This window comes from Deltaproteobacteria bacterium, assembly GCA_020848905.1.
GTDB lineage: Bacteria > Myxococcota_A > Polyangia.
The window spans coordinates 143,195-169,437 of record JADLHG010000031.1 but is presented as its reverse complement, the minus strand read 5'-3'; the positions used below and the strand labels follow the sequence as shown (position 1 = coordinate 169,437).

Sequence of the window (26,243 nt, the reverse complement as noted above, 5' to 3'; positions counted from 1 at the left end):
TAAAGGAGGGTGGTCCCATGCTGCGCCGGTGGATTGTGCTCGTCGTACCTTTCGTGGCGGCCTGCGGAAGCAAGAGCCAGGGCAACGCGGACAGCGCCGCGACGGATGCGGGCGTGAGCGAGGCGAGCGTGTGGGACGGCTCGGGCTCGGAGACTGGGGCCGACGACGGCCGCGCGCGCGACGGGGGAAGGCGGGACGGCCGCGCGGATCAGGGGGGCCCGGCCTCGGCCTGGAAGAACATGAAGGCCAAGGCGAGCAGCACCATTCTGGACCTGTGGGGCGTGGACGCGAACACGATCTTCGCCGTGGGCAAGGACGGCATGATCCTCTTCTACGACGGCAAGGACTGGACCGAGCAGTCGAGCGGGATCCAGGCGCACCTCAAGGGAGTCTGGGCCTCGAGCAAGACCGAGGCCTACGCCGTTGGAGAGGGCATCATCCTGAAGTACGACGGCACCCAGTGGGCCGAGGACTACAAGAGCACCTACTCGTCGGACTTCCGCGCGGTGTTCGGCCTCGGCAACGAGGTCATCGCGGTGGGAGGCGCCGGGACGATCCGGGCGCGGAGCGGGACCAGCACCTACTGGAGCTATCAGACGAGCGGCACCTCGAAGGATCTGCACGCCGTGTGGGGCGCTTCCGCGAGCGAGCTCTTCGTCGTCGGAGCGGACGCCACGATCCTGAACCGCCCGAGCGGGACCACCTGGACCGCCGCGAAGACCACCCTGAAGTCGGACCTGCACTCCGTGTGGGGGCTGTCGGGGACGGAGGTCTACGCGACCGGGCTCGACGGCCTCGTGGCGCGCTACGACGGCAAGAGCTGGACGGACATGAACACCGGCAGCACCTCCTACTTCTACGGCGTGTGGGGCAGCTCGGCCTCGGACCTCTTCGTGGTCGGGCACCCGATGTTCAAGGGGGACGAGTCGGTATTCCACTGCGACGGCAAGAGCTGGAGCAAGGTGCCCCCCAGCACGCCGACCTACTTCAACGCGGTGTGGGGCCTCTCGGCCACCGAGGTCTTCGCTGCGGCGAATACGGGGATCTTCCAGTACGTCGGCAAGCCGTAGGTCGGGGAGGTCACTCCACGATCGTGCGCCAGCGGTAGCGCAGCACCTCTTCCGCCACGCGCAGGATGCGGCGCAACGCGGCCTCGCGGCTCTGCCCGTGCTCGCGCAAGAAGGGGTAGATCGGCACCTCGTGGAAGGCGCAGCCGGCCTGCCGCAGTCGCTCGAGCAGCTCGAAGCTGAAGACGAAGGTCTCCGAGCGAAGCGTCCCGAGGTCGATCGCCTCCACCCACCTCCGGTGAAAGACGTAGGCGCCGGCGAAGTCCACGCGCAGGCCACCGAGGTGGCGGCGGATGAGGCGAAAGACCGCCGTCATGAGAGCGCGGTCGGGCCCCGAGTGCGGCACGAGGTAGCGGCTCACCACCACGCGGCTCGGCCCGAGGTGCGGCAGGAAGCGCACGAGCGACTGAGGCCTCACCTGTCGGTCCGCCGGAAGCGGCACGAGGTAGTCGCCGCGGGCCGCGCGGAAGCCGTCGCGCAACCCCGCTCCCATTCCCTGGTTGGTGTCGTGCCGGATCACGCGCAGGTCTCCCCGCCCCTCGGCGAGCGCCCGGGCTCCCGTGTCGTCCGTGCTGCCGTCGTCGATGACGACGAGCTCGTAGCGCCCCGCGTAGACGGCGCAAAAGCGGCGCACGTCGCGGATCGCCTCGGCGATCGAGGCGGCCTCGTTGTAGGCGAGCAGGACGAAGGAGAGGTTCGTCGCGCGCCGGGGCGCGAGGAGCAGATCGCCGAGCTCGAGGAGGTCGCTGGCCACGAACCACGCGCCGGCGGCCTCGAGCGCCTGCGCCTCCTCGGCCCGATCCCGCAGCCCCACGGCCACGACCGGCGGCGTCTCGCTCGCGGCCTCGCAATCCGGCCCCGGCGACAGCCGCGCGAGCCCCTCGGGCGAGCCGCTCGCCACGAACACCTGGGCCTCGCGCGCGACGCCGAAGTGGGCGAGCTGGTCGGCCACGCCGGACCGGTCGAGCCCCGCGAGGGAGAGGGGGCCGAGGCAGCCCGGAGGAGGCCGCAAGCCGGCGGCCGCCAGGCGCTCGCGTGCCTCGCTCTCCGCCCCGTCGCAGAGCAGGACGACGGACGTGCTGGCTAGTCGATCGAGGAGAGACTGCGCCCCGGGTCGCGCGCGCGGCGAGTCGCTGGCGTCCGGATCGAACAGGACGCGTTCGAGGTGGAGGAGCAGCGTGCGAGCGGGCTCGGCCATGGGCCGTAAGGATCGCCCACCGCGCACCGCTTAACAAGGCAGGGGCTGCTAGCTATGGGCGCGGCGCGGCGACGAGCCGCCGGCGGTCAGTGCACCGTGGTGAAGAAGCGCCGCCAGCGCACTCCCTGCCCGCCGCCGCTCGACCAGAAGATCACGAAGGCGCGTCCTTTCACGTTGGCCTGCGGCACGGTCCCCCAGAAGCGGCTGTCGTCGCTGTCGTCCCGGTTGTCCCCGAGCACGAAGAGGTGCCCCTCTGGCACGCGCCGCGGCGGCAGGTCTGCGTTCGGGTTGTCCGGCTCCTGCTCGAGCACGCGATAGCGCTCCCGACCGAGCTCCTCGAGGTAGACGGCGCACGTTCCGGCGCGAGCGCTGTCGACCGAGGGCGGGCACGGCTCGGCGAGCCGGCGCCGGGGCACGGACCGGCCGTTCACTACAAGCACCTGCGCGCGAAGCTCCACGGTGTCTCCGGAGACCGCCACCACGCGCTTGATGAGGATCTTCCCCGGTTCCCTCGGATGGCTGAAGGTGATGACCTCACCGCGGCGCGGAGCGCGCCCGTCCACGAGCTTGTAGTCGAGGAAGGGCACGTTCAGGCCGTAGACCAGCTTGTTCACGTAGAGCCGGTCTCCCACCTCGAGCGTGGGGATCATGCTGCCGCTCGGGATGACGTGCGCCTCGGCGATGAAGGCGCGAAAGAGCAAGCACACCAGCAGGACTCCCCCGAGGGAGCGGGCTTGGTGCTTCCAGCCGGTCGGGCGGCGCGGCTCCGTGGAGCTCGTGCGGCGAAGACGCGCGGCCAGCCTTTCGAAGATCGATCGTCGCGGCATGTCACCTCCCGGCTGCCTCGTGTACGGATGAACCCGTCGGGACAAGCTGGCATTCCCGAGCCGCTGGCCGTGACCCTGCGGCAGCGCCTGTGGCGCGCGCGACTCAATTTTCTGCGGACCCCCTCAGGCAAGGTCGCGAAAGGCCGTGCGCCGCCGCCTGGCCCGGCGATTGCTACTCCTCCGTCCGAGAACGGAGTCCGCCATGCCTCGCCCGCCCGCTCCCGTCTGCCCCGCTCGCGTCCGCCTCGTCCCGGACGAGCGCCGGCCGTAACGCGCCGATCAGCTCTGCTGAAACGGCAGCTCGAGCGTGAAGGTCGCGCCCTTGCCCTGGCCCTCGCTGTGGCAGGAGAGCCGGCCCCCCATCTCCCGCGCGAGGTTCGCGCAGGAGTGCAGCCCGAAGCCGTGGCCCGTCTTCTTGGTCGTGAAGCCAAACTCGAAGACACGCGCGAGCGCCTCGGCGCTCATCCCGATTCCGCGGTCGATCACGTGCACCTTCACCTGGGGCTCGCCGTTCTTCTCGACGCGCACCCGAACCACCCGCGCCTCGGCCGGACACTGCTCCATCGCCTGGCCGGCGTTGCGGAGGAGGTTCACGAGGATCTGCATCACGCGGTGCCGGTCGAGGAGCTGAGGGGGAAGCTCGTCGTACGCGCGCTCGACGGTCACCGAGGCCTGCTGGAAGGCCTCCACGTTGAGCTCCACCGACGCCTCGACCACGTCCTTCAGCGCCACGAACTCCTTGACCCCCAGGTTCTTGGCGTAGCTCTGCTGCAGGCTCACCACGTGGCGCAGATGATCCAGGTGCTCGAGCAGACGCCGCGCTTCGTCGAGCAGGCGGGTTCGCTCGCCGGCGAGGTGTGCGCCCAGGGCCGCCAGATAGGTGGGCACGGAGCTGAGCTGGGGTAGCTCGGGCAGCGCGGAGGTGATCCTCTCCTCGTGGGTCCTGAGCAGCGTCGCCGCCTTGCCCACGCCTTCGTGCCGCAGCTCCTTGAGGCCGCGGTGCAGGAGCTGTCCGGAGACGTTCGCGCTGTTGAGGACGTTGCCCACGTTGTGGAGGACGCTCGTGGCCACCTCGGCCATTCCCGCCTGCCGCGAGGCGTCGAGGAGCTCGCCGTGAAGTCGCTGGAGCTCGCGCTCCGCCTTGCGCGCCTCCGTCACGTCCCGGAGGAAGACGCGGACCTCCGCGAGCCGCCCGAAGTGGAAACGGCCGCTCGCGTCGAGCAGCACGGTCCGCTGCTGGCCATCCCGCCCCCGGAGCTCGACCGGCAGATCGCTCACGCGTTCACCGACGCGCACGCGCGCCACCACGTCCGCCCACCCCGTCGGCTCCTCGAGAAACGTCGGGAAGGGGTCCGGACGCCGCGGCCCGGGGGGACAACCGAGGATTTGCCGGGCCATCGCGTTCAGCCGCGTGACGCGGCCGTCCTCCCGGATCTGCAGGGCGCCGACGACCGCGTGGTCGAAGAGGTCCAGCACCTCGGCAGCGCGCCGGCGCGCCCGGAGCTCGAGACGCATGCCGAGGAGCGCCATGAGGAGCAGCACGGGAATGACCACCACGAAGGTCTGCGAGAGCTGCCGGAGCGGGCGACGCACCTCCGCGAGGTCCATCTCGGTGACGGCGCCGAAGCCGAGCTCGGGGAGCCAGCTCCAGGCCCCGACCACCGTGGCGCCCCGGTAGTCGCGATACCCCTTGACGTCCAGTCCGTCGCGGCCGGCGGTACCCGCCTCCACGGCGCGGGTCAGGGGCCAGCTCGACGGCGATCCCGCGGGCCGGTGCCCCGCCGCGAGCTCCCCGCCCGGGTCCCGCAGCGCAACACCTTGACTGGTCCGGGTCCCGCCGGCTTCGCGCCCGAGGAGACCCGCACTCCGCAGCGTCTCCTCGAAGCGGCTGCGGCCAAGCATCCGGCCGGCGCGATCGAAGCCGTAGCTCTCGCCGGATTCCCCCCAGCGGGCGGGTTCGAAGACCTTGCCGAGCGCGCGGTCGGGGGAGAGGCGAAACGCGAGCACCGCCACGGGGCGGCCTTTCTCGTCGCGCACCGGGGCGGCGACGAGAAGCTGCGTGCGGCGCGTCCAGTCGCGGGTGCCCGGCTCCGGCAGCGGGATCTCGGAGAGCGCGGGGGGGGTGATCGCGGCCCCATCGCGCAGCGCTCGCGGCACGAGCTCCGGGTAGCCCGCGAGGCTCCGCTGCCCGAGGGGCGAATCGAAGAGCGCCCCCACCGTGCGCCCGCTCGCGTCGCTGACCACGAACCCGAGATACCCGAGCCCCCTGACGACGGCCCCGAGGGTCCGCCGCAGCTCTAGCTGAGCGGCGCTGCGGCGAAGCGCCTCCGGGCTGGCTCCGGCCCGCCCCTGCGCGATGAGCTCCAGCACGGCCCGCCGGGCCACGGGCTCCGCGGCCTGGAGCCGGGCCAGCTCCTTCTGCTGATCGGCCCACAGGCGAAGCGCGCGCACGTCGCCGGCGTGCGCCGCGTGGAGCCGCGCACCGAGAGCCCCGAGGATCTCGCTCTCCAGCCGCGCCTGGGTCACGAAGCGGGCCGTGAGCAGCACCCCGAGCACGATCAGCGTGGCCCAGACGGCCCTCAACCGGATCAGCTCGCGCATGGCACCTGCTGGCCGTGGCTCTCGCGTTGGCACAAGCCCCCCCTCGTGCGGTCTCGCCGGCGGCCGTCGCACCTCTCCCGTAGGTGCCCGGCGCGCCCCTCTGTTTCTTCATCGGCCGGGCTCGCGGAACCTTGAGCCGCCGCGCCGAGCGGTGGACAGCGCCCCGGACCGCGCTATTCTTGCGCGCCTGGTCCCCTCAGAGAAGGAGTCGCCCGTGGCCGATCCGACCATCGCCGAGAAGTCCCCCGCGATTCTCGAGCTGGAGCCCGGCACCTACTGGTGGTGCCGATGCGGCCGCTCGGCCAGCCAGCCCTTCTGCGACGGGAGCCACAAGGGGTCGGAGTTCGAGCCGCTCGAGCTGACGCTGGACGCGAAGCGGAAGGTGGCCCTCTGCCGGTGCAAGCACACGGCCAAGGCTCCGTACTGCGACGGGACCCACAAGCGGCTGTGACGCGGTCTGCGCCGGTGCCCGCGCCAGGCCCCGGTGGTGACTGGCCCTAGCGGGCTCGCGTGATCAGGCTGTCGATGGCGTGCACGGGGGCCCGGTCGCCCGACATCAGCGGCGCGATCGCCGAGTAGACCAGCCGGTGGCTGTCGAGCATCGCCTTCCCCTCGAAGACGGGCGAGACGACGACCAGGCTGAAGTGCCCGCCGCTGCCGCGAACCTCCGCGTGCGCCCCCGGGAGGGCGTTCTCGATGGCGGTGAGCAGGGCCTCTTCCACGGAACCTTGGAAATCGGTCGGATGTGCTGTCATGGGTAGCGAGATGTAGCACCCTCCGGCGCGGCGTCAACCGCACCGTGGCAAGGTGAGGGGCTTGCCGAGGAGGAGCGCCTCGAGCCAGGGGAGCTTGTCCACCCCCCAGAGCATCTGCTCTCCCACGAAGAAGGTGGGGACCCCGAAGGCCCCGCGTCCCCCCGCCTCCTCGGTCTCGGCCTTGAGGCGTTCCTTGAGGGCGGGGTCCTGGACGGCGGCCTGCAGCGCCGCGAAGTCGAGGCCGGCCGCCTCGGCCGCGGCCTGCACCACCGCATCGCTGCGGGCATCTTTCCGCTCCCCCCAGTGCGCGCGATACAGCGCCTGCGTGAAGGCGACCCCCGCGCGTTCGCTCTCGCCGAAGGCGTAGACCGCCGCGCGGATAGGCCGCAGCTCCCCGAGGGGGAAGTGCACCGGCCACTCCAGCGGCACGTCGAAGGCCTTCCGCCAGAGCTGCAGCTCCTGCATCAGGTATCGCCCCTTGTTCGGCACCTCTCCGGGAGGGCGGTTGCCCGTGGCCTTCATCAGCCCGGCGAGGAAGATCGGCCTATAGCGGCAGACCGCGCCCGTCCGGTCGCAGAGCGCCGGCAGCTGCGTCGCGGCCAGGTAGGCGAAGGGGCTCTCGAAGTCGTAGTAGAAGTCGAAGCTCTGGGCCATGTGCCTCTCCTTGGGGGGCCGCATCGTAGCAGACAGCCAGCCGTGCCCCTATCCCGCTCCGTGGCGCGGCGCTATGCTCGGGGCCTTTCCGACGGAGGGAGCGCGATGCGCGTCGACGAACGAGATCAGGTGGCCATCTTGCGCCTCGAGGCAGGCAAGGCCAACGCCATGGGCCCCGACTTCTTGCTCGGCGTCGGGCGCCTGCTCGACGAGGCGGAGCCGCGCGACCCGCGGGCCTACGTCCTCGTGGGGTACGAGAAGTTCTTCTGCGCCGGACTCGACCTCCCCGCGCTCCTCCCGCTCGATCGCCCGAGCCTCGGGGAGTTCATGGACCTCTTCGCCGAGACGATGCTGCGCGTCTTCGCGCTCCCGCGCCCGGTGATCGCCGCGGTGAACGGCCACGCCATCGCCGGCGGCTGCGTGCTCGCGCTGCAGGCGGACGAGCGCCTCATGGCGGAGGAGGTGGGGAAGATCGGCCTGACCGAGGTGCCGCTCGGGCTCGGCCTCCCCGCGGAGGTGGTTGAGACCCTCCGCGCCCAGGTCCCTCCGTCGAGCCTCGGGCCGGTGGCCCTCGAGGGACGCACCTTCTCGGCGCGGGAGGCGCTGGCACTCGGGCTCGTCCACGCCGCGGTCCCCTCGGCGGAGCTCCTCGACCGGGCCATGGCGCGCGCGCAGGCGCTCGCCGCCCTTCCCTCCCCGGCGTTCGCGCAGGTGAAGGCCGCCCTGCGCCGCCCGGTGCTGGAGACGGTCACGCGCGTGCAGCGTCAGGAGGCCAAGCGCTGGCTCGACACCTGGTTCTCGCGGCCGACGCAGGAGCTTCTGCACGCGGCCGTGGCTCGCCTCAAGAAGTAGGCTGGGGAGACGGGCGCGGGCTTCGCGTCACGGAGGTCCCGACGCGGTGTCGTCGAGGCAGCGCCCCGCCTTGCTCAGCTTGTCCGCCAGCTCCTTGTTCGTGGCAGGGTCCCGGCAGCTCATCTTGGTGCTGTTCGTCGCGTCGCCGAGCTCCTTGCACTCCTTCAGCCCGTGCAGCGGAAGCTGGTCGCAGCCCATCTCCCCGGCGAAGTCGCACACGGGGCCGTCGGCGAGCGCCAGGCCCCCGTGCTTGACCCGGTCCCAGGCGTAGCACTCGTAGTCCCCGAGCTTGTCCGCCCCGACCCCTCGACAGCTCGCCGCGTCGCCGAGGCTGCAGGCCTTGCGGCAATGCCCGCCGGGGATGCCGCGCAGGCAGACCGACCCGGCCGGGCAAGCGAAGCTCGGCGCCTGCTGCGCGAAGGTGCACCCTCGCTTGGTGCAGTAGCCGTTCCGCAGCATCGTCCCGCGCGCCGCGTCGGCGTACTCGCGCTCGCAGAACTGATCCTTGTCGCAGTCCGCATCCTTCGCGCACGGAGCGCCGACCTTCACCCCCGGCGTGCCCACGTAGTTGGCCCCGCAGAGGCCGGTCGTGGTGTTGCAGTGGCCGGGGACCGCGCAGTGCGACCCCTCACCCACGGTCAGGCAGAACTCTCCCGCCACCGCTTCGCAGTCCGCGTCCCCGCTCTTCGGGTCGCAGGCCCGCTCGGTGACCACCGGGCAATCCTTGTCGCTCCGGCAGGCCGCCAGCACGCACGCCGCGACGTCGAGGCGCGCGGTCTGCTCGGTGGAGCTCGGGTTGCAGGCGGTGCCGGAGCCCTGCGGGCAGGGGTTCGCGGTCTCCGAGGGGACGCAACGCACGAGGCAGTAGGCCTGGTCGGGAAAGCCCGGCACCATCCCGCAGATCGTCTTGCCGCTCTTCGCCTCGGGGCAGGTGTCCTCGTCGGACGGGGTGATCGGATCGTCCGGCACGCACTCGGCCGTGCACTGGTTGCGGATGCAGAGCGGTGACTGGCTCTTGCAGTCGCGGGCCGCCGCGTTGGGGGTGCAGGGGGCGCCCACGTTGATCCCCGGCGCGGCCACGCCGTCGGGGGGCGGGCCATCCCGCTCCGGACCCCCGTCGGGGTCGGAAGGTCCACCCACGTCGAGCGACACGCCGCTCCCCTTGAAGCAGCCGGCGAGACCGACTGCGAGCCAGATGGCGAAGAAGACCGAGCCACGCACGCGCATGTCCTCCATTGAAGCACAGGCCCCCGCGGGCCGCAGCAAGGGCCGTGCGCGCGATCACCGATGCCGATAGATCCCGAGCCGGCCCGCGGCGAAGGTGGGAACGAAGCAGCGGTCGAGCTGCGCGGCGAGCTCCACCGGAGCGGCCCACGCGAGCACGTAGTCGTAGCGGCAGGCGGCGCCCACGAACTGACGCCAGGCCTCCTTCTCGACGGGCCGGCAGTCGAAGGCGCCCTCGGTCTTGCGCGCGCGCGCGCCGCAGAAGCGCCCCGAGGCGATCCGGTCGGCCCACTCCTCGTCGAACGGAAAGGGCACCTGGCTCGTCACGCGGTACGCGAGGAGCGAGGCCGGTCGGTGCGCCGCCGCATACAGGACGTACGGCGAGAGGGTGTCGCGCGCGAGGCCGTAGTAGCCCCACGCGTGCAGGAGCGGCCAGGTCACGCGTCCCGGCGCTCCGCGGCCGTCGAAGGTAATGGGCAGGAGCGTGGCTCGCGGCCTGACGTGGGAGATGCCCGCCGTGTACTCGGCGAGGTCGCGCTCCACCGCGCGCGCCGAGCGGGCGAAGAGGCCCACCGAACCGACCCCGAGCACGAGCGCCACACCGGCCAGGAGGCGCGGCCGGGCCAGCAACCCCTCGAGGTCGCCCCAGAGCAGGAGCGAGAGCCAGAGGAAGCCGGCCATGCGCGTCGAGATGTGATCGAAGTCGAAGCTGCGTTCGGGGAGGAGCAAAAGGAGCCCGAAGAGCAGCAGCGAGAGGCGGAACGCGGGGCGCGGCAGCGCGGCGCGGCGGCTCGGACGCAGGGCCAGCGCGCACGCACCGAGGAGCAGGACGGAGAAGGCGATGGCCGTGGGGAGCTCGGAGGTGCTCACCGGCAGGAGCGAGCGGTAGTAGCCGGTGGCGAGGCTGTAGACCGGTCCGGCGAAGCCGCGCGGCCACTCGAACCCGCTCGGCCCCGCGGCGCGACCGAGTCCGAGGAGCACGAGGCCGAGAGGAGGAACGAGCGCGACTCCGGCGCGCACCCAGGCCCGAAAGGTCGGCAAGACCGCAAGCGCCGAGGCGCCGAGCGTGAGCAGCGCGAGTGGATGCCCCAGGGTGGCCAGAAAACCCAGCCCGGCGAGAGCCGCGAGGGCCCGCAGCGGCAGGTGCGGGTGTCGCAGCATGAGCCCCACGGCGAAGCAGTAGATCGGAATCGTGGCGACGAAGTTGTAGAGCCCGGTTCCCAGGTACCAATTGAACGCGAGGGGCACGGCCAGCAGGCCGAGGGGCCAGCGGCGCCGGTCCAGGCTCCCCGCGAGATAGAGCGCGCCGAGCAGAAACGCGAGCAGGTAGAGGCTGAGGAAGAGGCGGTGGGCGGCCTCCACGCCGACGAGCGGCGCGAAGAGGCGACCGAGGCCCAGAAACGCCACGTTGGTCCCCGAGAGGGTCGGTCGGAAGTGCGAAACGAAGGGGGCCGCGTCCACCCGCGACGCGACGTGCAGCGCGTAGAGGTGGTTCGGCGTGTCCTGCCCCGGAAAATGGGGCAAGAGCCACACCGGAAGGAGGGTGGCCCCCCCGAGGAGCACGGCCAGGATCACGGGCAGCCGGCGCATGGCGTCGCCGTGACGTAACACGCGCTCCGCGCGACGGGCAAGCCACTCGCGCGGGAGTCGCGCGGGACCGGAGGCACGGACGTTCCATCGCGCGCCCGCCTCGGCCCAACCCCATGGGGGTGGCGCTGGCGCTACCGCGGGTGGACGTTCTATGCTCCGCGGACCGCCGACGAGGAGAAGCCGATGAACAAGACCGCACTCGCGCTGCTCGAAGCGCTGCTCAACGCGCCGAGTCCCTCGGGCTCCGAAGGGCCCGTGCGCCGCATCTTCTGCGACGCGCTCCAGGGGATCGCCGACGAGGTGCGCGTGGACGTGCACGGCAACGCCATCGCGACGATCAACCCGGAGGGCTCGCCGCACGTGATGCTCGCCGGGCACATGGACGAGATCGGCTTCCAGATCTGTCACGTGGACGAGCACGGGCTGATGCGCTTTCGCGCCATCGGCGGGCACGACCTGCGCACCATCTCGGGGCGGCGCGTGCACATCCACACGGCCGACGGACCGATGCTCGGGGTGATCGGCCAGCGCCCCGTGCACCTGTTGAAGGACCGCAAGGGCGACAGCGCACCGAAGATCTCCGACTTCTGGATCGACGCCGGTTTCACGGGCAAGAAGGCGGCGCTGAAGGCGGTCCAGATCGGGGACCCGGTGACCTACGTGGAGGGCTTCACGATCCTCCGCGACCGCGTGGCGCTGGCCCGCGCCTTCGACAACCGCGTCGGCGCGTTCGTGGTGGCCCAGACGCTGCGCGAGCTGAAGGGGACAAAGGGGCTCAAGGCCAGGGTCACCGCGGTCGGCACCGTGCAAGAGGAGATCGGGCTGCGCGGGGCCGTGACGAGCACCTTCGGCCTCGCTCCGGACGCCGGCATCGCGGTGGACGTCACCTTCGCCACCGACAACCCGGGGGGGGACGCCAAGGAGATCGGCGAGGTGAAGCTCGGCGGCGGGCCCGTGATCACCCGCGGCCCGAACGTGAACCCTCCGCTCTTCGAGCTGCTCCGGAGCACGGCGATCAAGCAGCGCCTCCCCGTGCAGTACCGCTCGGCCCCGGGAGGCACCGGCACGGACGCGAACGCGATGCAGATCAGCCGGGCGGGGGTCGCCACCGCCCTCATCGGCATCCCGAACCGCTACATGCATTCTCCCGTGGAGCTCTGTCACCTCGACGACATCCAGGGGGCCGTGAATCTCCTCGCCGCCACCCTGCGCCGCCTCGACGGCAAGACCAGCTTCATCCCGTCTTGAGCTGGTGGGGCGCCCCCCCACCGTTACGCCCCGAGCACCTGCGCCGTAGTTAGCCAGGCCCCCGAGGACCGGCGGGCGGAGCGCGGCATGCGGCGTCTCACTCCGACTTCGAACCCGTTCGGTGTTCTCGCGACGGTCTTCCTGCTCGCGGGCCACGGCTGCACCGCTGACCCGCGCGTCGCGGACGGCGGCCCCCCTCCGGCCACGCACGATGCGAGGCTCGACGCGACGCCGCCTGGATCGCCAGACGCCGCGACCGCGAGCGACGGTTCGCGTCTCCCCGACGGACGCGGAGACAGTGTGGCGGCCGACCGGTCGGTGCGCGACGCCGCCCCGCCCGTGCTGCGCTACGAGGTGGCCTTTCCGCAGCTCAGCTTCACGCGCCCCGTGGACCTCCAGTCCCCCACGGACGGGCTGGATCGCCTCTTCGTCCTCGAGCAGCAGGGCCGGATCCTCGTCTTCGCGAACCAGGCGGCGGTGGCGTCTTCGTCGGTCTTCCTGGACCTCCGCGCCAAGGTCAACGCCTACGACGACGTCCAGGGCGGAAACGAGGAAGGCCTCCTCGGGCTGGCGTTCCACCCGCAGTACGCCACGAACGGCCACTTCTACGTCAACTACACGGCCTACGATGCCGGGACCGGCGCCCGCCGCACGGTCATCGCGCGCTACACCGCATCGAGCGGCGACCCGAACCGTGCGGACCCCGCGAGCGCGCTCTCGATCCTGGAGTTCCCGCAGCCGTACAGCAATCACAACGGTGGGGCGCTGGCCTTCGGCCCCGACGGCTACCTGTATCTCGCGGTGGGGGACGGCGGCTCGGGGGGCGACCCGCAGAACCACGGGCAGCGACTCGACACGCTCCTCGGCAAGATCCTGCGCATCGACGTGAACGCGCCCTCCGGGGGACGAAACTACGGCATCCCGGCCGACAATCCGTTCATCGGGCGAGCCGGAGCCCGGGGCGAGATCTGGGCCTACGGCCTGCGCAATCCGTGGCGCATCTCCTTCGACCCGCCGACGGGGCGGCTCTACGCCGGGGACGTGGGCCAGGGCCAGCGCGAGGAGATTGACCTCATCACGAAGGGCGGCAACTACGGTTGGCGCATCATGGAGGGCACGCAGTGCTACGGCGCCGCGGGCTGCAATCAGACGGGACTCATCGCCCCGCTCGTGGACTACCGCGTGGCCGCCGCGCAGTCGGTCACGGGGGGCTACGTCTATCGCGGGCCCAGCGTGCCGAGCCTCGTGGGCGCTTACGTCTACGCAGATTTCGTCGGCGGGCAGATCTGGCGCCTGGACTACGACGGGACGCTCCCGGCGCAGAGCCGCCTGCTCTTCAGCTCCCGGCTGCAGATCGCGAGCTTCGGCCAGGACAAGCGCGGCGAGCTCTACTTCCTCGCCTTCGACGGGCGCGTCTACCGCTTCCGGCAGTAGGAGCGCGCCGCGTCGGACACGCTGCGTCGGACCGGTTGGCCGCCCCGAGGGACTGTGCTATGCCCGCCCGCATCCTGCGGGGTGCAGCTTGCTCGAACGACTCTTCGGCATCCGCGCGGCGGGCAGCACGGTGGGCACCGAGCTCTCCGCCGGCCTGACGACCTTCCTGACCCTCTCGTACATCTTGATCGTCAACCCGCAGATCCTCTCGGCGGCGGGGATGCCCTTCGACGGGGTCCTCTTCGCCACCTGCGCGGCCAGCGGTGCGGCCACCCTCATCATGGGCCTCTGGGCCCGCCTGCCGGTGGCGCTCGCCCCCGGGATGGGGCTCAACGCCTTCTTCGCGCTCGTGGTCGTGCCCATGCTGGTCAAGGCCGGCCACAGCCCCGACCGCGCCTGGCAGACGGCCCTGGGCGCGGTCTTCCTCTCGGGCGTCATCTTCCTCGTCCTGTCGCTCTTTCGGGGGCGCGAGCTCCTCTTCGGGGCTATTCCGGCCACCCTGAAGCTGGCCATCGGGGGAGGGATCGGGCTCTTCATCTCGCTCATCGGCTTCGAGAACGGCGCGCTCGTGCGAGCCCACCCGGCGACGCTCGTCACGCTCGGCGACCTGCACAGCGCCCCCGCGCTGCTCACGCTCCTCGGCCTGCTCGTGAACGCCGTGCTCCTCGCTCGGGGGGTGCGCGGGGCGGTGCTCTTCGGCATGCTGGCCGTCACGGCAGTGGCAATCCTCGTCGGACAGGCCACGCTCCCGACCAGCTGGGTCGCCCTTCCCGCCCCCAGCGGCACCTTCCTCAAGCTGGACATCGCCGGCGCCTTCCGTTTCGGGCTGCTGAACGCGATCCTGGCCTTCACCTTCGTGGACATCTTCGACACGGTGGGAACCCTCATCGGCGTCTCGCGGCAGGGACGGCTCCTCGACGCGGAAGGGAAGCTCCCCCGGCTCTCGCAGGCGCTCCTCGCCGACGCGATCGGCACCATCCTCGGCGCGCTCTGCGGCACGAGCACCATCACCTCGTATCTCGAGAGCGCCGCCGGTATCGCGGCCGGGGGACGCACGGGGCTGACCGCGGTCACGGTGGCGTTCCTCTTCTTCGCGGCCCTCCTCTTCTCGCCGGTCTTCCGCGCCGTGCCCAAGTCGGCGACCGCCCCGGTGCTGATCCTCGTCGGGGCGCTGATGCTCTCGCACCTGCGCCACCTCGAATGGGACGACCTGACGGAGGTCATCCCCGCCTTCCTCACCATCACGGGGATCGTCTTCGCCTTCAGCATCGCCGAGGGGCTGGCCTTCGGGTTTCTCAGCTACGCGCTGATCAAGCTCTTCGCCGGCCGCGCCCGCGAGGTGTCGGGGCTCTGCTGGGTGATGGCGGCTCTCTTTGCGGCGCGCTACCTGCTCGTGGCGCGCTAGAAGCGAGGCTCACATGACGACCACCGACCTTTCGGCCCCGCCCGAAGAGCTGACGCTCCAGATCCCCGGACTCCGTCTCGCGGGACTCGCGTGGGGTCCGAGCGACGGCGAACGCGTGATCGCGCTCCACGGCTGGCTGGACAACGCCGCCAGCTTCGCCCGCCTCGCGCCGCTCCTCCCCGGAGTGCGCCTCGTGGCCCTCGACCTGCCGGGGCACGGCCTGTCGGATCATCGCGGACCCGGAGGGGCGTACCACCTCGTGGACTGGGTCGCGGACGTGACCGATGCCGCCGACGCCCTCGGCTGGACCCGCTTCTCCCTGCTCGGGCATTCGATGGGCGCCTCGGTGGCCTGCACGCTCGCCGGGGCCCTCCCCGACCGCGTGCGCCGCCTAGCCCTCGTCGAGGGCCTCGGACCGCTCACCACCGAACCCGAGGAGGCCCCGGTGCAGCTTCGACGCTCTCTCGAGGAGCGCAGGCGCTGGCTCGACCGGCCGCCGCGCCCCTACCCGAGCCTCGAGGCCGCCATCACCGCGCGGCAGCACCCGCTGCATTCGACCCTCACCGAGCCGAGCGCGCGCCTGCTCGCGGAGCGAGCCACCCGCGTCACCTCCGACGGCATCGTCTGGGGGCACGATCCGCGTCTGCGGATCACCTCGTCGCTGCGCATGACCGAGGCCCACGCGCTCTGCTTTCTCGGCGCGATCACCTGCCCCACGCTGCTCATCGTGGCCGAACAGGGCTGGCCCTTCGACGAATCGGTCTTTCGACGCCGCGCGGAGCAGGTGCGGCACCTCGAGCTCCTCCGCGTGCCCGGCAGCCATCACGTGCACCTCGACCGCCCCGAGGCCGTGGCGGAGCCGCTCCAGCGCTTCTTCGCCGCGCGCGTGGATGGGCCGCCCGGGGCGGAGTAGAGCGCGCTACAGCGTGAAGGTGAAGTCGTCGATCAGCGCCCCGGGCACGCGCGCCGAGCGCGTGGAGCGTCGGCTATAGGTGTCCGCGTCGAGCAGGAGCTCGGCCTGGCTCGTCAGACCGAGGAGCTGGGTCCCGAGCGCGCGGTAGATCGTCTCGTCGAAGCGCATCACGTTCAGCGGCGCGACGATCTCGCCCCCCTCGACCCAGAAGGTCGCGAAGCGCGTCATACCCGTGATGCGGCAACGCATGCGGTCGGAGAAGTTCAGGTACCAGAGGTTCCCGACCAGCACCCCGCGCTCGAGCCGCGAGAGCACCTGGTCCGGGCCCACCGTCCCCGGCAGGAGCTCGAGCGACTCGGGGGACTCCTCGCCCGAGGCGCCCGTCGGAGGCACGCCGTACTCCTTGGCCGAGCGGGCCGAGACCAGGCACTCGCGGTAGGTGCCTCCGTCGATCAGGGTCAACCGGTCGGGTTTCAGGTAACCCGCGGCGTCGAACGAAGGGGCGACCCCCGCCGCGGCGTGCTCGTAGAGCGTGATCCCGCGGTGCAGCGTCGCGCCCCCCTCCACGAGCTGCAGGAGCGGGGTCTGCTTCGTCCGATGGGCCTTCAGCCCGAACCCGCCCCAGCCGACCAGCGCCAGCACCTCGGCGAGCGCCGCCGGGGCCAGGTAGACGCGGTATTGCCCCGGAGGGATGGTCTTCGCCGGCCGGCCGAGCGCCTCGAGCTCCCGCGCCGCATTATGGACCTTTCGTTCTAGAACGCTCCGATCGAAATGGAAGCCGGCGTAGCCGCACTTCACCGCCTTGTCCCCGTCCCGGTAGAAGCTCCAGTCCAGGTTGAAGCTACTGGTGGCGTGCCAGTTGCGCTGCCCGAGGCTGTTCGCGAACCCGACGTAGATCGGCCCCGCCGCGTAGATCCCCACCAGGTCGCGCTCCCCGGCCGCCATGGCCATCGCCCCGAGCAGCTCCTCGCGCGACGGCAGCTCCCCGCCCACCGTCCGTTCGCTGCTCCGCACCTCGGTGGCGTAGAGCAGGTGCGGGTCCTCCGGCAGCTCGGGGAGGTATCCCCGCAGCCGCGCGAGCTCCCGGCCGAGGCGCGCGCGGTCGGTCGCCGCGTCCCCCGACAGCCCGAGCTCGGCCACCGCCTGGCGCCGCCCGTCGACGAGCTGCACCCGGAGGAAGGCCTGCGCCACCTGTCCCGCCTGCCGCACCTTGCCGCGGTTGAAGCGCACGAAGTCCGAGGTCTCGGCGTGAAAGGTGGCGGTGAAGACCTCGCCGCCGGTCAGCATCCCCTCGAGCGCCTCGGCCAGGGCGTAGAAGTAGGTCTGCATGGCTAGCCCGCTCCTCCGAAGACCTCGACGCCGGTGAAGAGGCAGGCCGGCGAGGCATGTCCCACGCGGATGACCTGGTTCGGCTCCGCCTTGCCGCACCACGGAGAGCCGAGGGTCTCCACCGTCTCGCGATCTCCCACGCCGACCAGGCTGCGCCAGAAGGTGGCCGAGATGCCCCGGTAGTTCGGGTTCTTGACCACTCGGGTGAGCCTACCGTCCTCGATCAGGCGCCCCTGCTCGCACCCGAACTGGAACTTGTTACGCGAGTCGTCGATGGACCAGGAGCAGTTGGTGGACATGTAGACCCCGCGCTCCACGCGCTGGAGCAGGCTCCCGAAGGTCGCGTCCCCGGGTTCCAGGTTCAGGTTGCCGATCCGATCCACCGGGGGCCGGTTCCAGCTCGCGGCGCGCGTGCACGCCACCCCGGCGAGCCCCGCGCGCGTCTGCGAGGTGATCCCGCCGAGGGGACGCAGCAGGAGGCCGTCCTGGATCACGAACGCTCGCTCCGCCGCCGTCCCCTCGTCGTCGAAGCCGAAGCTCGCAAGCTCCCCGTACACCGTGGGGTCGTAGGTCACGTTGAGCAGCGGCGAGCCGTACTGGTAGCTGCCGAACATGTCGAGGGTCACGAAGCTGGTCCCGGCATAGTTCCGCTCGTCGCCCAGGATGCGGTCGAGCTCGATCGGATGGCCGATGGATTCGTGGATCTGGAGGATCATCTGGTCGGGGGCGAGCAGGAGGTCGAAGGTTCCCGTCGGGCAGTTCGGCGCGGAGAGAAGCGCGATCGCCTCCTCCGCCACGCCGGTGGCCGACTCCGCGAACGCGAGCCGCCCGAGGAGTTCGAAGCCGCCCTGTTCGCACGCGGCACGCCCGAAGAGGGTGCGGCTCTGCGTCTCGGTCCCCTGGTTCGCCACGGCCTGGAGCATCGGCGCGAGGTACGCGTACTGCTGCTCGACCCGCCCGCCGTGGCTGGTCAGGTAGAGCGACCGCACCGTCGTGACCCAGAGAGTGGCGCTGGAGTCGACGATGCGCTCGTCGATCTGAAGCGCATCACAGGTCTCGCGCAGGAGGTCGAGCTTCTCCCGCAGCGGCACGTCGGCGAAGGCGCGCTCGACGGGGCTCGCGTAGCTGCCGCGCGGGGCGGGGTACGGCACGCGCGAGAAGTCGGTCACGGCGCGTGAAGCGGTGCGGTCGGCCCAGTCCGCGGCCTGCTCCACCGCGCGACGCAGACCACTCGTCGAGAGGTCGCTCGTGGCCGCGTAGCCGAGTCCTCCTCGGCGCACCACGGTGATCATCGCGCCGGCCTCGTGCCCGGTGGTCACCGGCTGCACGACCCCCTGGCGCACGCCGATCACCTCGTCGTCCTGCTCCAGGTAGCGCAGCGAACAGAAGTCTGCCGCCGGCAGCACCTCGCGAAAACGTCCTTCGAGCTCGTTGTGCATGGGTCTCCGAGGGAAAGCGGGTCCAGGGTAGCGCACGAGGGCCTCTCGCGTCCTCCCCCCTTCAGTCGAGGAAGCTCACCGACCATCCGGTCGGCTTCCCGTCGGCATAGGGCATCACCCCGTGAAAGGGCCGGAGCGGCTCGGCGAAGACCAGCGGGACGAAGTGGCGGTCCCCCTCCCAGAGCGGGAGCTCGAGCACCCGATCCACCGGCACCCAGCTCAGCGAGCCCTCCGGGTTGCTGGCGCGCACCGTCCCGGCGAAGCGCTCCACCCGGAAGATGAAGCCCAGCCAGTCCTCGCCCCGGGGGCCGAAGCCGGGCCAGTTGACCGTCCCGGCGAGGCGCAGGACCTCGGCCCGGATCCCCGCCTCCTCCTCGAGCTCGCGCCGCATCCCGGCCACCACGTCCTCGTCCCGGTGGAGCTTGCCGCCGAGGCCGTTGTACTTGCCGTAGTGCGCGTCGTCGGAGCGGGCGTTCCGGTGGATCATCAGGACCTGGCTCGCGTCGGGGCTGAGCACGTAGCCCAGGGTGGCGACGATCGGCGTGTAGGGCATCTCCTCGCTCCTCGGTGGGTGGTTCGGGGTGGGGCGATCGTGTATGCTGCCGCCATGCCGTGCGGGGACGTTTCAGAGTACCTCGAGCTGCGCCTCGACGACGAGGAACGGCTCGCGGCCTTCTCCCTGGCGAAGGATACCTGCGGCGCGCCGGTGGGCAACGCCCAGCTCCTCGAGCACCTGCGCGGCAGGCGCGTCGAAGAGCTGCTCGACCGCTCGCTCGAGGAGCTCCTTCCCGACGCGGCGGCCGTCCGCCCGCTCGACCGCTTTCTCCTCGGCAAGCAGCTCGCCGGACTGCAGGCGGCCCTCGAGGTCTACCTCGGGCGCTCCTCGGGGGCGAAGAACGAACGCTTCGCCGTGGAGTCCATCGTCTTCACCGAGGAGGGGAGCAAGCTCTCCGGCCTCCTGCGGGTGGACATCCCCCCGGCCGAGGTTCCCGCCTGCGGCGGCTGCGGCGGCCGAGCGCACTAGAAGCCCGGCCCGAAAACTAGGAGGACGCCATGGACCTGAGAGGCGCGAAGATCACCTGGCTCGGACATTCCACGGTCCTCGTCACCACCCCCGAAGGGAAGAAGGTGCTCGTGGACCCCTGGCTGGCCACGAACCCGAAGTGCCCGGCCGCCTACCACGGCCTCGTTCCCGACGGAGTGCTGGTCACGCACGGCCACAACGATCACGTCGGGGAGCTGCTCTCCATGCACGGGCGCTGCGAGGGGCCGATCGTGGGCATCTACGACCTGACCTCGTGGCTGGCCCGCAAGGGCGTGGCCGAGAGCAAGCTGGTCGGGATGAACAAGGGGGGCACCGTCGAGCTCGCGCAGCTCAAGATCGCCGTGAGCATGACCGACGCGAAGCACTCCTCCACCTATACCGAGGCCGACGGCACGATGGTGCCGCTCGGGGAGCCCGCGGGGTACGTGATCCGGCTCTCCAACGACCTCCGGATCTACGTCTCGGGGGACACCTGCTGCTTCGGCGACATGGCGATCATCGCCGAGCTCTGGCGGCCGGAGCTGGCCATCCTGCCCATCGGGGATCACTTCACGATGGACCCGAAGGGGGCGGCGCTGGCCTGCAAGCTCCTCAAGGTCAAGGCCGTGATGCCGTACCACTACGGCACCTTCCCCATGCTCACCGGAACGCCGGCCGCGCTCAGGGCCGCGCTGCGCGAGGGGAACATTCTGCCGGAGAGCGCGGTCCTGGCGGTGGAGCCGGGTCAGAGCGTCGGCTAGAGCACCGATCAGTCTGTTCGGCGCACTCGGACATCGCAGGGGCCTCGACCGGCTGGCTGGTGGTCGCGAGCGACCGTGCGGTGTCGGCCGGCGCGAGCCTTCGGCCAGCTCTACGGCACGACCTTCCTCACGTCGTACAAGAGCACCCCGTAGAAGGCCCCCGACACGCAGGAGCCGTACAGCGGCAGGATGAGGCTATTCGAATACCACTCCGCCATCGTGGGGGCCGGCCCGCTGTACCCACAGGGCGTCACCTGCCAGCTGGAGAGCGCGATCTCGACCCGGCCCCGCGCCGCGTTCCAGACCGGGATGCCGGAGAAGCTTCCCGACGTGGGCATCTTGTTCTGGTTGAAGAGGTCGGCACACCCCCCTCCCCCCCCCCGTCCCGGGTAGCTCAGCGTCACGTTCCAGGTCACGGAAACCGCCTGCCCGCTGGCCGTGGCGGTGGCCGTGCCGGTGCCGTACTGGACGCCGCAGAACACCTTGATCGTGTAGCTGCCGACGACGAGCTCCTGCGGGGTCTTCTTGGGTGGCGGCGGTACCGTGGCCGAAAACGTCCGGTCCGCCACCGGCGACGAGGTGGGGCTCTCGCGGAGCACGACCCTCAAGGAGACCTCGGTGCAGCCGGTGTTGGCCGTGACCGTTGCGGTGACGGTGCCTTGCACCGAGGTGGTGCCGCTCGTCGGGCTCACGCTCCCGCAGGTGGCCGAGAGCTCGACGTGCAGGCCCGACGCGGGCTCGAAGCCTCCCTGGCCGTTCGGCCGGGTGACGGTGACAACCACCTGCGCGGAGGTCGTGGCCGGGATCTCCGACGGCATCTGGACGTCGACCCGGTACGGCGAGGGCGGCGTGGCCTGTCCAAGCTCCAGGCCGAAGAGATCGAGCGGCAGGAGCGTGGTCACGACGAAGGCGAAGAACTCCTCCACGCGGCCGCTGTCCGTGGCCCGGAAGGAGAGCCTGAACTCGGTTTGGCCGGACGCGGCCCGCGCGCGGGCCACCTCGCGAGGCGCCCCGAGACCGGCCACGCGGCGGACGAGCACGACCTCGCGCACGTTGTACGGACCGAGCAGTGGCAGGAAATCGACCTTCGACGGCTCCAGCCGCACCGTGAAGTCCACCGGGTCCCCCGCCTCGAAGCCGGAGGTGCTCGCGCTGACCGTGCCGACGGGCGAGCTGCCGAGCGGTACCGAGCCTTTGAGCTCCACGGCGTCGATACGCTCGAGACCGAGGAGCTCGAGCGCGCCGCCGAGGTCCGAGCCGACGCCCACCCGGGACTCGAACGACAGAGCGTAGGCCGACCGGTAGTCCGTGGCCTCGATCTGACTGCGCCAGGGCGCGAAGCTGCCCTCGAGCTTGGGGCCCATCTGGGCCTCGACCGCCGTGAAGCGAATGGTCCTCAGGATGGGGTTGCCGATGGCGAGCTCCGCCTTGCCGAAGACGGAGAAGCTGGGCTCGAAGCGCAGGTCGGCGCCGAAGCTCGGCGCCTGAAAGACTGGCTTCGCCTCGGCGTGGCCGGTGAGCGAGCGAACGAACTGGCAGGCGGCCCCGTTCGGACAGGCGACTCCCAGCTCGGCCGTCGCGCTGGCGTCGGCCTTCAGGCCGACGCTGGCGGAGGCCACCGTCAAGCGACCGCCGACCTCGAAGCCGAGCTTCAGCGGAATCAGGCCCCCGACGAAGAGCGAGAGCGGCCCTCCGATGGGGATGCGCACCGCGTGGACTTCGAACTCGCACGAGATGGCCCCCTCGAAGGCGACGCTGACGGTCAGGCTGCCATCGTAGGCGGCGCCAACCTCGCCGCGAAGCACCAGGCGTTCGACCCCGTGCTCGGGCGTATAGACCAGGTCCAGCCCGAGGTTTTGCGTGACGCTCAGGACCGGCGGGCTGCTGAGCCGCAAAGGGAGGCGGTTCAGACCCGTGACCGCCGTCTCGCAGGTGAAGGGGCCCAGGGAAAACTGCCCGTTGGCGGACGCGCGCCGCACGCCGTCGCCCGCACTGGCCTTCGCCGCGGGCGCCTTGGGCGTGAAGGTGAGCTTGTTACCGGTGCGCTGCGTCTCGTAGGTCGCCGCGAGCGCGGGGTTCGGCACCACCTCGGCCCCCGCGAGGGCGATCGTCTCCTGGAGCCGCAGGCGCGGGAAGAGCTCGCGCATCGGCACGAGCCGGAGCGTGACGGTGGTCCGCTCTCCCTCGGGGCTCGTGCTCACCACCCGGCCGGCGACGGGCTTGGACTCGGTGTTGACGAGCAGCGCGCCCGCCGCCGGAGCGGACACGCCCGTGAGCACCACCCGATAGGTGTTGCCGATGCTCGGCCTGGCCGCCGGGTCGACCGCCACCGGATCGCCCACAATCTGATCGTCCCGGAGCAGGACAGCCCCTGCTGGGAGCTGGGTCACCACGGCCAGCAGCGGCGGCGAGGAGACCCCGGAGGCCTCGGCGATGATCTGGGCCGAGCCGTTTTCGACCTTGGCCGTGATGAGGCCCGTGGCGTCCACGGCGATCGCGTCGCCGCGGGTGGAGCGCCAGGTGATGGAGGCGCTCACGGCCTTGCCGGCGGCGTCGTAGGCCTGGGCCTTGAGCTGCGCCGTCTCCCCGGACCGCGTGAGCAGCCGCGCGTCGGGAGAGATTCTGACCTGCGCCACTGGCCCGGAAGGGAGCACCTCCTCATCCCCCTTGCAGGCCGCCAGGAGGAGAAGAACCACCGCCGAGATCGTGGACCGTCGACAAAGAAACATCATCCCCCCCGCGGCTGACCGCCTCTTCCGAGGTCGGGCGAATTACACGTACGTCACGACCAGTCGAGGATCGGCCAACCTTTGCGCCGGGCGTGCCACTTGAGGCGCACGTCGGGGTTCACCACGCGCGGCTCCCCCACGCGCCGCAGCATCGGCAGGTCGCTCGCGCTGTCGCTGTAGAAGTAGCTTCGCGCGAGATCGACGCCGTGCTCCTCGGCGTAGCGCTCGGCGTGCCGGACCTTGCCCTCGCCGTAGCAGATGGGAAACATCGGCTCGCCGGTGAAGCAGCCGTCGCGCACCTCGTAGGTGCTGGAGAGCCAGCCGTCCATGCCGAGCTGCTCCGCGGCCAGCTCCGCTTCGTACGACGAGGCCGAGGTCAGGAGGACCAACCGATGACCGTGTCGCCGATGGGCCTCGACGGCGCGTACGCCGCCCGGGGCGAAGTGGGCGGCCACCTCCTCCTCGTACCACTGCTCGGTCAGCCGTCGCAGCGTCTCCTCGCTCTGCCCGCGAATCGTCGCCAGCGCCTCGCGCATCGCCTCGTCCATGTTCAGCAGGTTCGCGCGGTAGAGGAGCAGGTAGACCACGGCCCGCGCGTACTGCGCGCGACTGAGCCGGCCCAGGCGTCGCTCGCGCCGGAACCAGAGCGCGCCGCTGTTCACTGAGAGCAACGTGAGGTCCAGATCAAAGAAGGCCCCGACTTGCATAACCACCACCTCCGCCCGTAGGAAGGGACGAAGCTAGGCGATCGGACCGCACGCTGCAAGCCGCCCGAGCTCCTCGAGCTCTTCGCGGCGCGGGGCGGAGCTCACGGCGCCGACCTCGCGACAGACGAGGCTCCCCGCCCAGCAGCCGCGCTGCACCGCCCGCGCGAGGGACGCCGCGTCCTGGTCGCAGAGCGCGGCCGGGTCCGCGCCGGAAGCACCCTCGAGGAGCGCGGCCAGCAGACCGGCGCAGAACCCGTCCCCCGCGCCGGTGCTGTCCTTCACGACCACCGGCGCTGCGAAGGCCCGACCGCTCGCCGCGGGCGAGGCCCAGACCGCTCCCGCGTCGCCGCAGGTCACCGCCACGAGGCGTGGCCCGAGCGCGAGGAGCGCCTGCGCCGCACGCTCGGGGTCACGCTCGCCGGTGAGCTCGAACGCCTCGCCGGCGTCCGCCTTGAGCACCGTCGCCTGGCGGGCGAGCCACCGCGCGGCCTCGAGCGCCGCGTCGCGCGACGGCCAGAGGTGCAGCCGCAGGTTCAGGTCCAGGCCGATCGCGGTCCGCGCCGCGTGACACAGCTCGAGGAGACGCCGGGTCGCGGAGGCGGCGGGATCGCACACGAGGGTGCTCGTCCCGAGCTGCACGACCGCGCTCTCCGCGACGAGCTCTGCGTGGCGCTCGACGAGTCCGACGTCGAGGAGCGCGTCGGCGCTACCGTGGCGATAGAAGAGGAAGCTGCGCTCTCCCGCGGCGTCCCAGCTCACGAAGGTGATCCCGGTGCGCGCCGGCAGAGACTCCACGCCCCGCACCTCCACGCCGTCCGTCTCGAGCGCCCCGCGGAGGAAATCGCCGAAGGCGTCGCGCCCGACGTAGCTCAGCAACGCCGCGCGAACTCCGAGCCGCCCGAGCCCTACGGCCACGTTCGCCGGAGCCCCACCCACGCAGCGCCGGAAGGTCTCCACCGCGGCGAGCGGTCGGCCCCGCGCGTCGAGCGAAGCGGGGAACAGGTCGACCAGGGCCTCGCCGAAGCAGACGACCCGGGCCCTCCGGTCGGTCACGCGCCGCTCGCGTGGGCCGCCGCCACGAGGTCCGCGTAGCTCGTCAGCTCCGGACGCTCGGCGAGGGCCTTGAGGACCTCGAAGGCCAGCCAGATCGCCTCGGCGCGGGGCTGCGGCGGCACCACCTGATGCAGGTTGTGTCGCAGGCGCGAAGCGAGGCTGTCGAGGCGCGCGTGCTGGTCCCGCAGCGCGCGTCGACGTTCGGGGGTCCGGCCCGCCAGCGCCCCCGCCAGCTCCGAAGGGGGCAGCACGCTCGCGGCGCCGTCCGGAGCGCCGAGCAGCGCGTCGAGGGCGAGGCAGGCCTGCCCCACCGCCATGGCCGCGCTGGGCTCGCTCATCGCGTCCCCGAGGTAGCGCAGCGACGAGAGCAGCCGTCCCTCCAGCTCCGAGCGCGGGCCGAGCTCCACGAGCGAGGCGAGCCTGCGCCACGCCGGCTGGTCGAGCGCGGGCTCGACGCGAAAGTGGCCGAGCTTGCCCTGCGGCTCACTGCCGCTGCGGCGCAGCGGAATGGGGTGCGTGCCCACCGAGGTCTCGGCGATGTAGAAGGCGGCCGAATCGGCGGCGTCGAGGTCGATGCGCGGCGGGTCGGTGAGCGGCCCATCGGCGAGCCCGGGGTTCGGCAGGAGGCGCAGGAGGCGGCAGAGCTGCTCGACGCGCTCCACGGCGCGCAGCACGGCCAGCCCCGGCTCGGCCGCGACGTAGACCTTGGCGAAGGTCACCGGCGCACCGTCGTCGCGCCCCTGAAGGTCCTTCAGGCGGTGCAGGAACATGCCGCAGGTCCCGAGGTCGGGGTCGGCCTTGCACGCCGCCTCGGGCAGGAGCGTCACCCCGGCGAGGGCGCGCGGCCCGAGGAGGTAGACCCCGGCCAGCGGCAGCACCACCGCCGTGCGCGGATGGGGGACCGGGAGCGCCTTCACCGCCATCGTCACCGCCTCGGCGTAGCGCTGCGGAGAGCCGGCGCGCAGCTTCTCGACGGCGGGGGCGACGTAGCGCTTCCAGTAAGGACTCGGCAGCGGCGAGAGCGCCGCGTCGGGGAGCGAGAGCTGCAGGAGCCCGACGAGCATGTCCCGCAGGAAGGACTCGCCGTACGCGCCGCCGTAGCTCGGGTGCGAGGCGAAGGCCTCCACCAGCCGGGAGAAGACCCAGCGGCTCGCGGCGCCGAGGATCGCCACCTGCGGCCCGTCCCCGAGCGGGTAGTAGCCGTAGAGCTCGTCGCCTGGGGCGGGAGCCTGGCGCCCGGCCCACAGGACCTGGTCGGCGTTCCACGGCCTGAGGTCGGGCGGGCCCTTGATCACGGCCACCGCCTCGCAGAACTCGGTGGCCAGCTCGGAGAGCGTGGCGAGCCAGACAGGTTCTTGCTGGGTCATCTGTCGTTCCTTCCCCCCGGTCGGCGGCGAATCTACCGCGGAACGCGAGGGGCGTCACCCCGCGCA

At 71.6% G+C, this 26,243-nt stretch carries 23 protein-coding genes; 9 read left to right on the top strand and 14 right to left on the bottom strand.

Annotated elements, in window-relative coordinates:
* Positions 1 to 17 precede the first annotated feature (17 nt).
* Positions 18 to 1,070 (top strand): hypothetical protein, encoded by a 1,053-nt coding sequence (locus IT371_12995; GenBank protein MCC6748572.1) that lies wholly within the window; start codon positions 18 to 20, stop codon positions 1,068 to 1,070.
* A 10-nt stretch (positions 1,071 to 1,080) separates the two neighbouring features.
* On the opposite strand, the gene IT371_12990 is transcribed toward IT371_12995, so the two are convergent.
* The 3 genes from IT371_12990 to IT371_12980 all read right to left on the bottom strand — a co-directional run bounded on the left by IT371_12990 (position 1,081) and on the right by IT371_12980 (position 5,693).
* Positions 1,081 to 2,265 carry a glycosyltransferase family 2 protein gene (locus tag IT371_12990; protein MCC6748571.1) on the bottom strand — a complete coding sequence of 395 codons (1,185 nt, stop codon included), beginning with the start codon at positions 2,263 to 2,265 and terminating at the stop codon, positions 1,081 to 1,083.
* A gap of 86 nt (positions 2,266 to 2,351) precedes the next feature.
* Complete coding sequence (gene lepB, locus IT371_12985; protein MCC6748570.1) at positions 2,352 to 3,092, bottom strand: signal peptidase I; 741 nt, start codon at positions 3,090 to 3,092, stop codon at positions 2,352 to 2,354.
* 279 nt (positions 3,093 to 3,371) lie between these two features.
* On the bottom strand, positions 3,372 to 5,693 hold the full coding sequence (locus tag IT371_12980) for a GHKL domain-containing protein (GenBank protein MCC6748569.1): 2,322 nt from the start codon (positions 5,691 to 5,693) through the stop codon (positions 3,372 to 3,374).
* Positions 5,694 to 5,907: 214 nt separating this feature from the next.
* Here IT371_12980 and IT371_12975 point away from each other — a divergent pair, with 214 nt between their 5' ends.
* Positions 5,908 to 6,144 carry a CDGSH iron-sulfur domain-containing protein gene (locus tag IT371_12975; protein MCC6748568.1) on the top strand — a complete coding sequence of 79 codons (237 nt, stop codon included), beginning with the start codon at positions 5,908 to 5,910 and terminating at the stop codon, positions 6,142 to 6,144.
* Between the two features lie 46 nt (positions 6,145 to 6,190).
* Here IT371_12975 and IT371_12970 read toward each other — a convergent pair whose 3' ends face one another.
* Positions 6,191 to 6,448 carry a BolA/IbaG family iron-sulfur metabolism protein gene (locus IT371_12970; GenBank protein ID MCC6748567.1) on the bottom strand — a complete coding sequence of 86 codons (258 nt, stop codon included), beginning with the start codon at positions 6,446 to 6,448 and terminating at the stop codon, positions 6,191 to 6,193.
* A 33-nt stretch (positions 6,449 to 6,481) separates the two neighbouring features.
* A complete protein-coding gene (locus IT371_12965; GenBank protein MCC6748566.1) occupies positions 6,482 to 7,102 on the bottom strand; it encodes a 2-hydroxychromene-2-carboxylate isomerase in 621 nt (206 codons plus the stop codon).
* Positions 7,103 to 7,207: 105 nt separating this feature from the next.
* Here IT371_12965 and IT371_12960 point away from each other — a divergent pair, with 105 nt between their 5' ends.
* On the top strand, positions 7,208 to 7,954 hold the full coding sequence (locus tag IT371_12960) for an enoyl-CoA hydratase/isomerase family protein (GenBank protein ID MCC6748565.1): 747 nt from the start codon (positions 7,208 to 7,210) through the stop codon (positions 7,952 to 7,954).
* Between the two features lie 27 nt (positions 7,955 to 7,981).
* Here the strand turns inward: IT371_12960 and IT371_12955 are convergent, their stop codons facing one another.
* Both IT371_12955 and IT371_12950 read right to left on the bottom strand, forming a co-directional pair.
* Positions 7,982 to 9,181 (bottom strand): hypothetical protein, encoded by a 1,200-nt coding sequence (locus tag IT371_12955; GenBank protein ID MCC6748564.1) that lies wholly within the window; start codon positions 9,179 to 9,181, stop codon positions 7,982 to 7,984.
* 54 nt (positions 9,182 to 9,235) lie between these two features.
* Entirely contained in the window at positions 9,236 to 10,768 is a 1,533-nt protein-coding gene (locus IT371_12950; protein ID MCC6748563.1) for a hypothetical protein, read from the bottom strand.
* 183 nt (positions 10,769 to 10,951) lie between these two features.
* Here IT371_12950 and IT371_12945 point away from each other — a divergent pair, with 183 nt between their 5' ends.
* From IT371_12945 to IT371_12930, 4 genes are all read left to right on the top strand, one after another.
* Positions 10,952 to 12,016 (top strand): M42 family metallopeptidase, encoded by a 1,065-nt coding sequence (locus IT371_12945; GenBank protein ID MCC6748562.1) that lies wholly within the window; start codon positions 10,952 to 10,954, stop codon positions 12,014 to 12,016.
* A gap of 87 nt (positions 12,017 to 12,103) precedes the next feature.
* Entirely contained in the window at positions 12,104 to 13,450 is a 1,347-nt protein-coding gene (locus tag IT371_12940; GenBank protein MCC6748561.1) for a PQQ-dependent sugar dehydrogenase, read from the top strand.
* 88 nt (positions 13,451 to 13,538) lie between these two features.
* Positions 13,539 to 14,855: an NCS2 family permease gene (locus IT371_12935; GenBank protein ID MCC6748560.1), complete on the top strand. Its 1,317-nt coding sequence runs from the start codon at positions 13,539 to 13,541 to the stop codon at positions 14,853 to 14,855.
* Between the two features lie 13 nt (positions 14,856 to 14,868).
* Positions 14,869 to 15,768 carry an alpha/beta hydrolase gene (locus IT371_12930; GenBank protein MCC6748559.1) on the top strand — a complete coding sequence of 300 codons (900 nt, stop codon included), beginning with the start codon at positions 14,869 to 14,871 and terminating at the stop codon, positions 15,766 to 15,768.
* Positions 15,769 to 15,774: 6 nt separating this feature from the next.
* Here IT371_12930 and IT371_12925 read toward each other — a convergent pair whose 3' ends face one another.
* From IT371_12925 to IT371_12915, 3 genes are all read right to left on the bottom strand, one after another.
* Complete coding sequence (locus IT371_12925; protein ID MCC6748558.1) at positions 15,775 to 17,097, bottom strand: TldE/PmbA family protein; 1,323 nt, start codon at positions 17,095 to 17,097, stop codon at positions 15,775 to 15,777.
* 2 nt (positions 17,098 to 17,099) lie between these two features.
* Positions 17,100 to 18,536 (bottom strand): TldD/PmbA family protein, encoded by a 1,437-nt coding sequence (locus tag IT371_12920; protein MCC6748557.1) that lies wholly within the window; start codon positions 18,534 to 18,536, stop codon positions 17,100 to 17,102.
* Between the two features lie 61 nt (positions 18,537 to 18,597).
* Positions 18,598 to 19,089, bottom strand: coding sequence for an 8-oxo-dGTP diphosphatase (locus IT371_12915; GenBank protein ID MCC6748556.1), 492 nt, complete (start codon positions 19,087 to 19,089; stop codon positions 18,598 to 18,600).
* Positions 19,090 to 19,143: 54 nt separating this feature from the next.
* On the opposite strand from IT371_12915, the gene IT371_12910 reads away from it, so the two are divergent.
* Positions 19,144 to 19,560, top strand: a complete 417-nt coding sequence (locus IT371_12910; GenBank protein MCC6748555.1) for a hypothetical protein — start codon at positions 19,144 to 19,146, stop codon at positions 19,558 to 19,560.
* Positions 19,561 to 19,589: 29 nt separating this feature from the next.
* Positions 19,590 to 20,321 carry a metal-dependent hydrolase gene (locus IT371_12905; GenBank protein ID MCC6748554.1) on the top strand — a complete coding sequence of 244 codons (732 nt, stop codon included), beginning with the start codon at positions 19,590 to 19,592 and terminating at the stop codon, positions 20,319 to 20,321.
* A 110-nt stretch (positions 20,322 to 20,431) separates the two neighbouring features.
* Here the strand turns inward: IT371_12905 and IT371_12900 are convergent, their stop codons facing one another.
* The 4 genes from IT371_12900 to IT371_12885 form a co-directional block, all read right to left on the bottom strand.
* Positions 20,432 to 23,017: a hypothetical protein gene (locus IT371_12900; GenBank protein ID MCC6748553.1), complete on the bottom strand. Its 2,586-nt coding sequence runs from the start codon at positions 23,015 to 23,017 to the stop codon at positions 20,432 to 20,434.
* 86 nt (positions 23,018 to 23,103) lie between these two features.
* Positions 23,104 to 23,757 (bottom strand): HAD family hydrolase, encoded by a 654-nt coding sequence (locus IT371_12895; GenBank protein MCC6748552.1) that lies wholly within the window; start codon positions 23,755 to 23,757, stop codon positions 23,104 to 23,106.
* Positions 23,758 to 23,790: 33 nt separating this feature from the next.
* Complete coding sequence (locus IT371_12890; GenBank protein ID MCC6748551.1) at positions 23,791 to 24,810, bottom strand: carbohydrate kinase; 1,020 nt, start codon at positions 24,808 to 24,810, stop codon at positions 23,791 to 23,793.
* Positions 24,807 to 26,177, bottom strand: coding sequence for a hypothetical protein (locus IT371_12885; protein MCC6748550.1), 1,371 nt, complete (start codon positions 26,175 to 26,177; stop codon positions 24,807 to 24,809). Before IT371_12885 ends, IT371_12890 begins: the two co-directional genes overlap by 4 nt.
* Between the last annotated feature and the right edge of the window lie 66 nt (positions 26,178 to 26,243).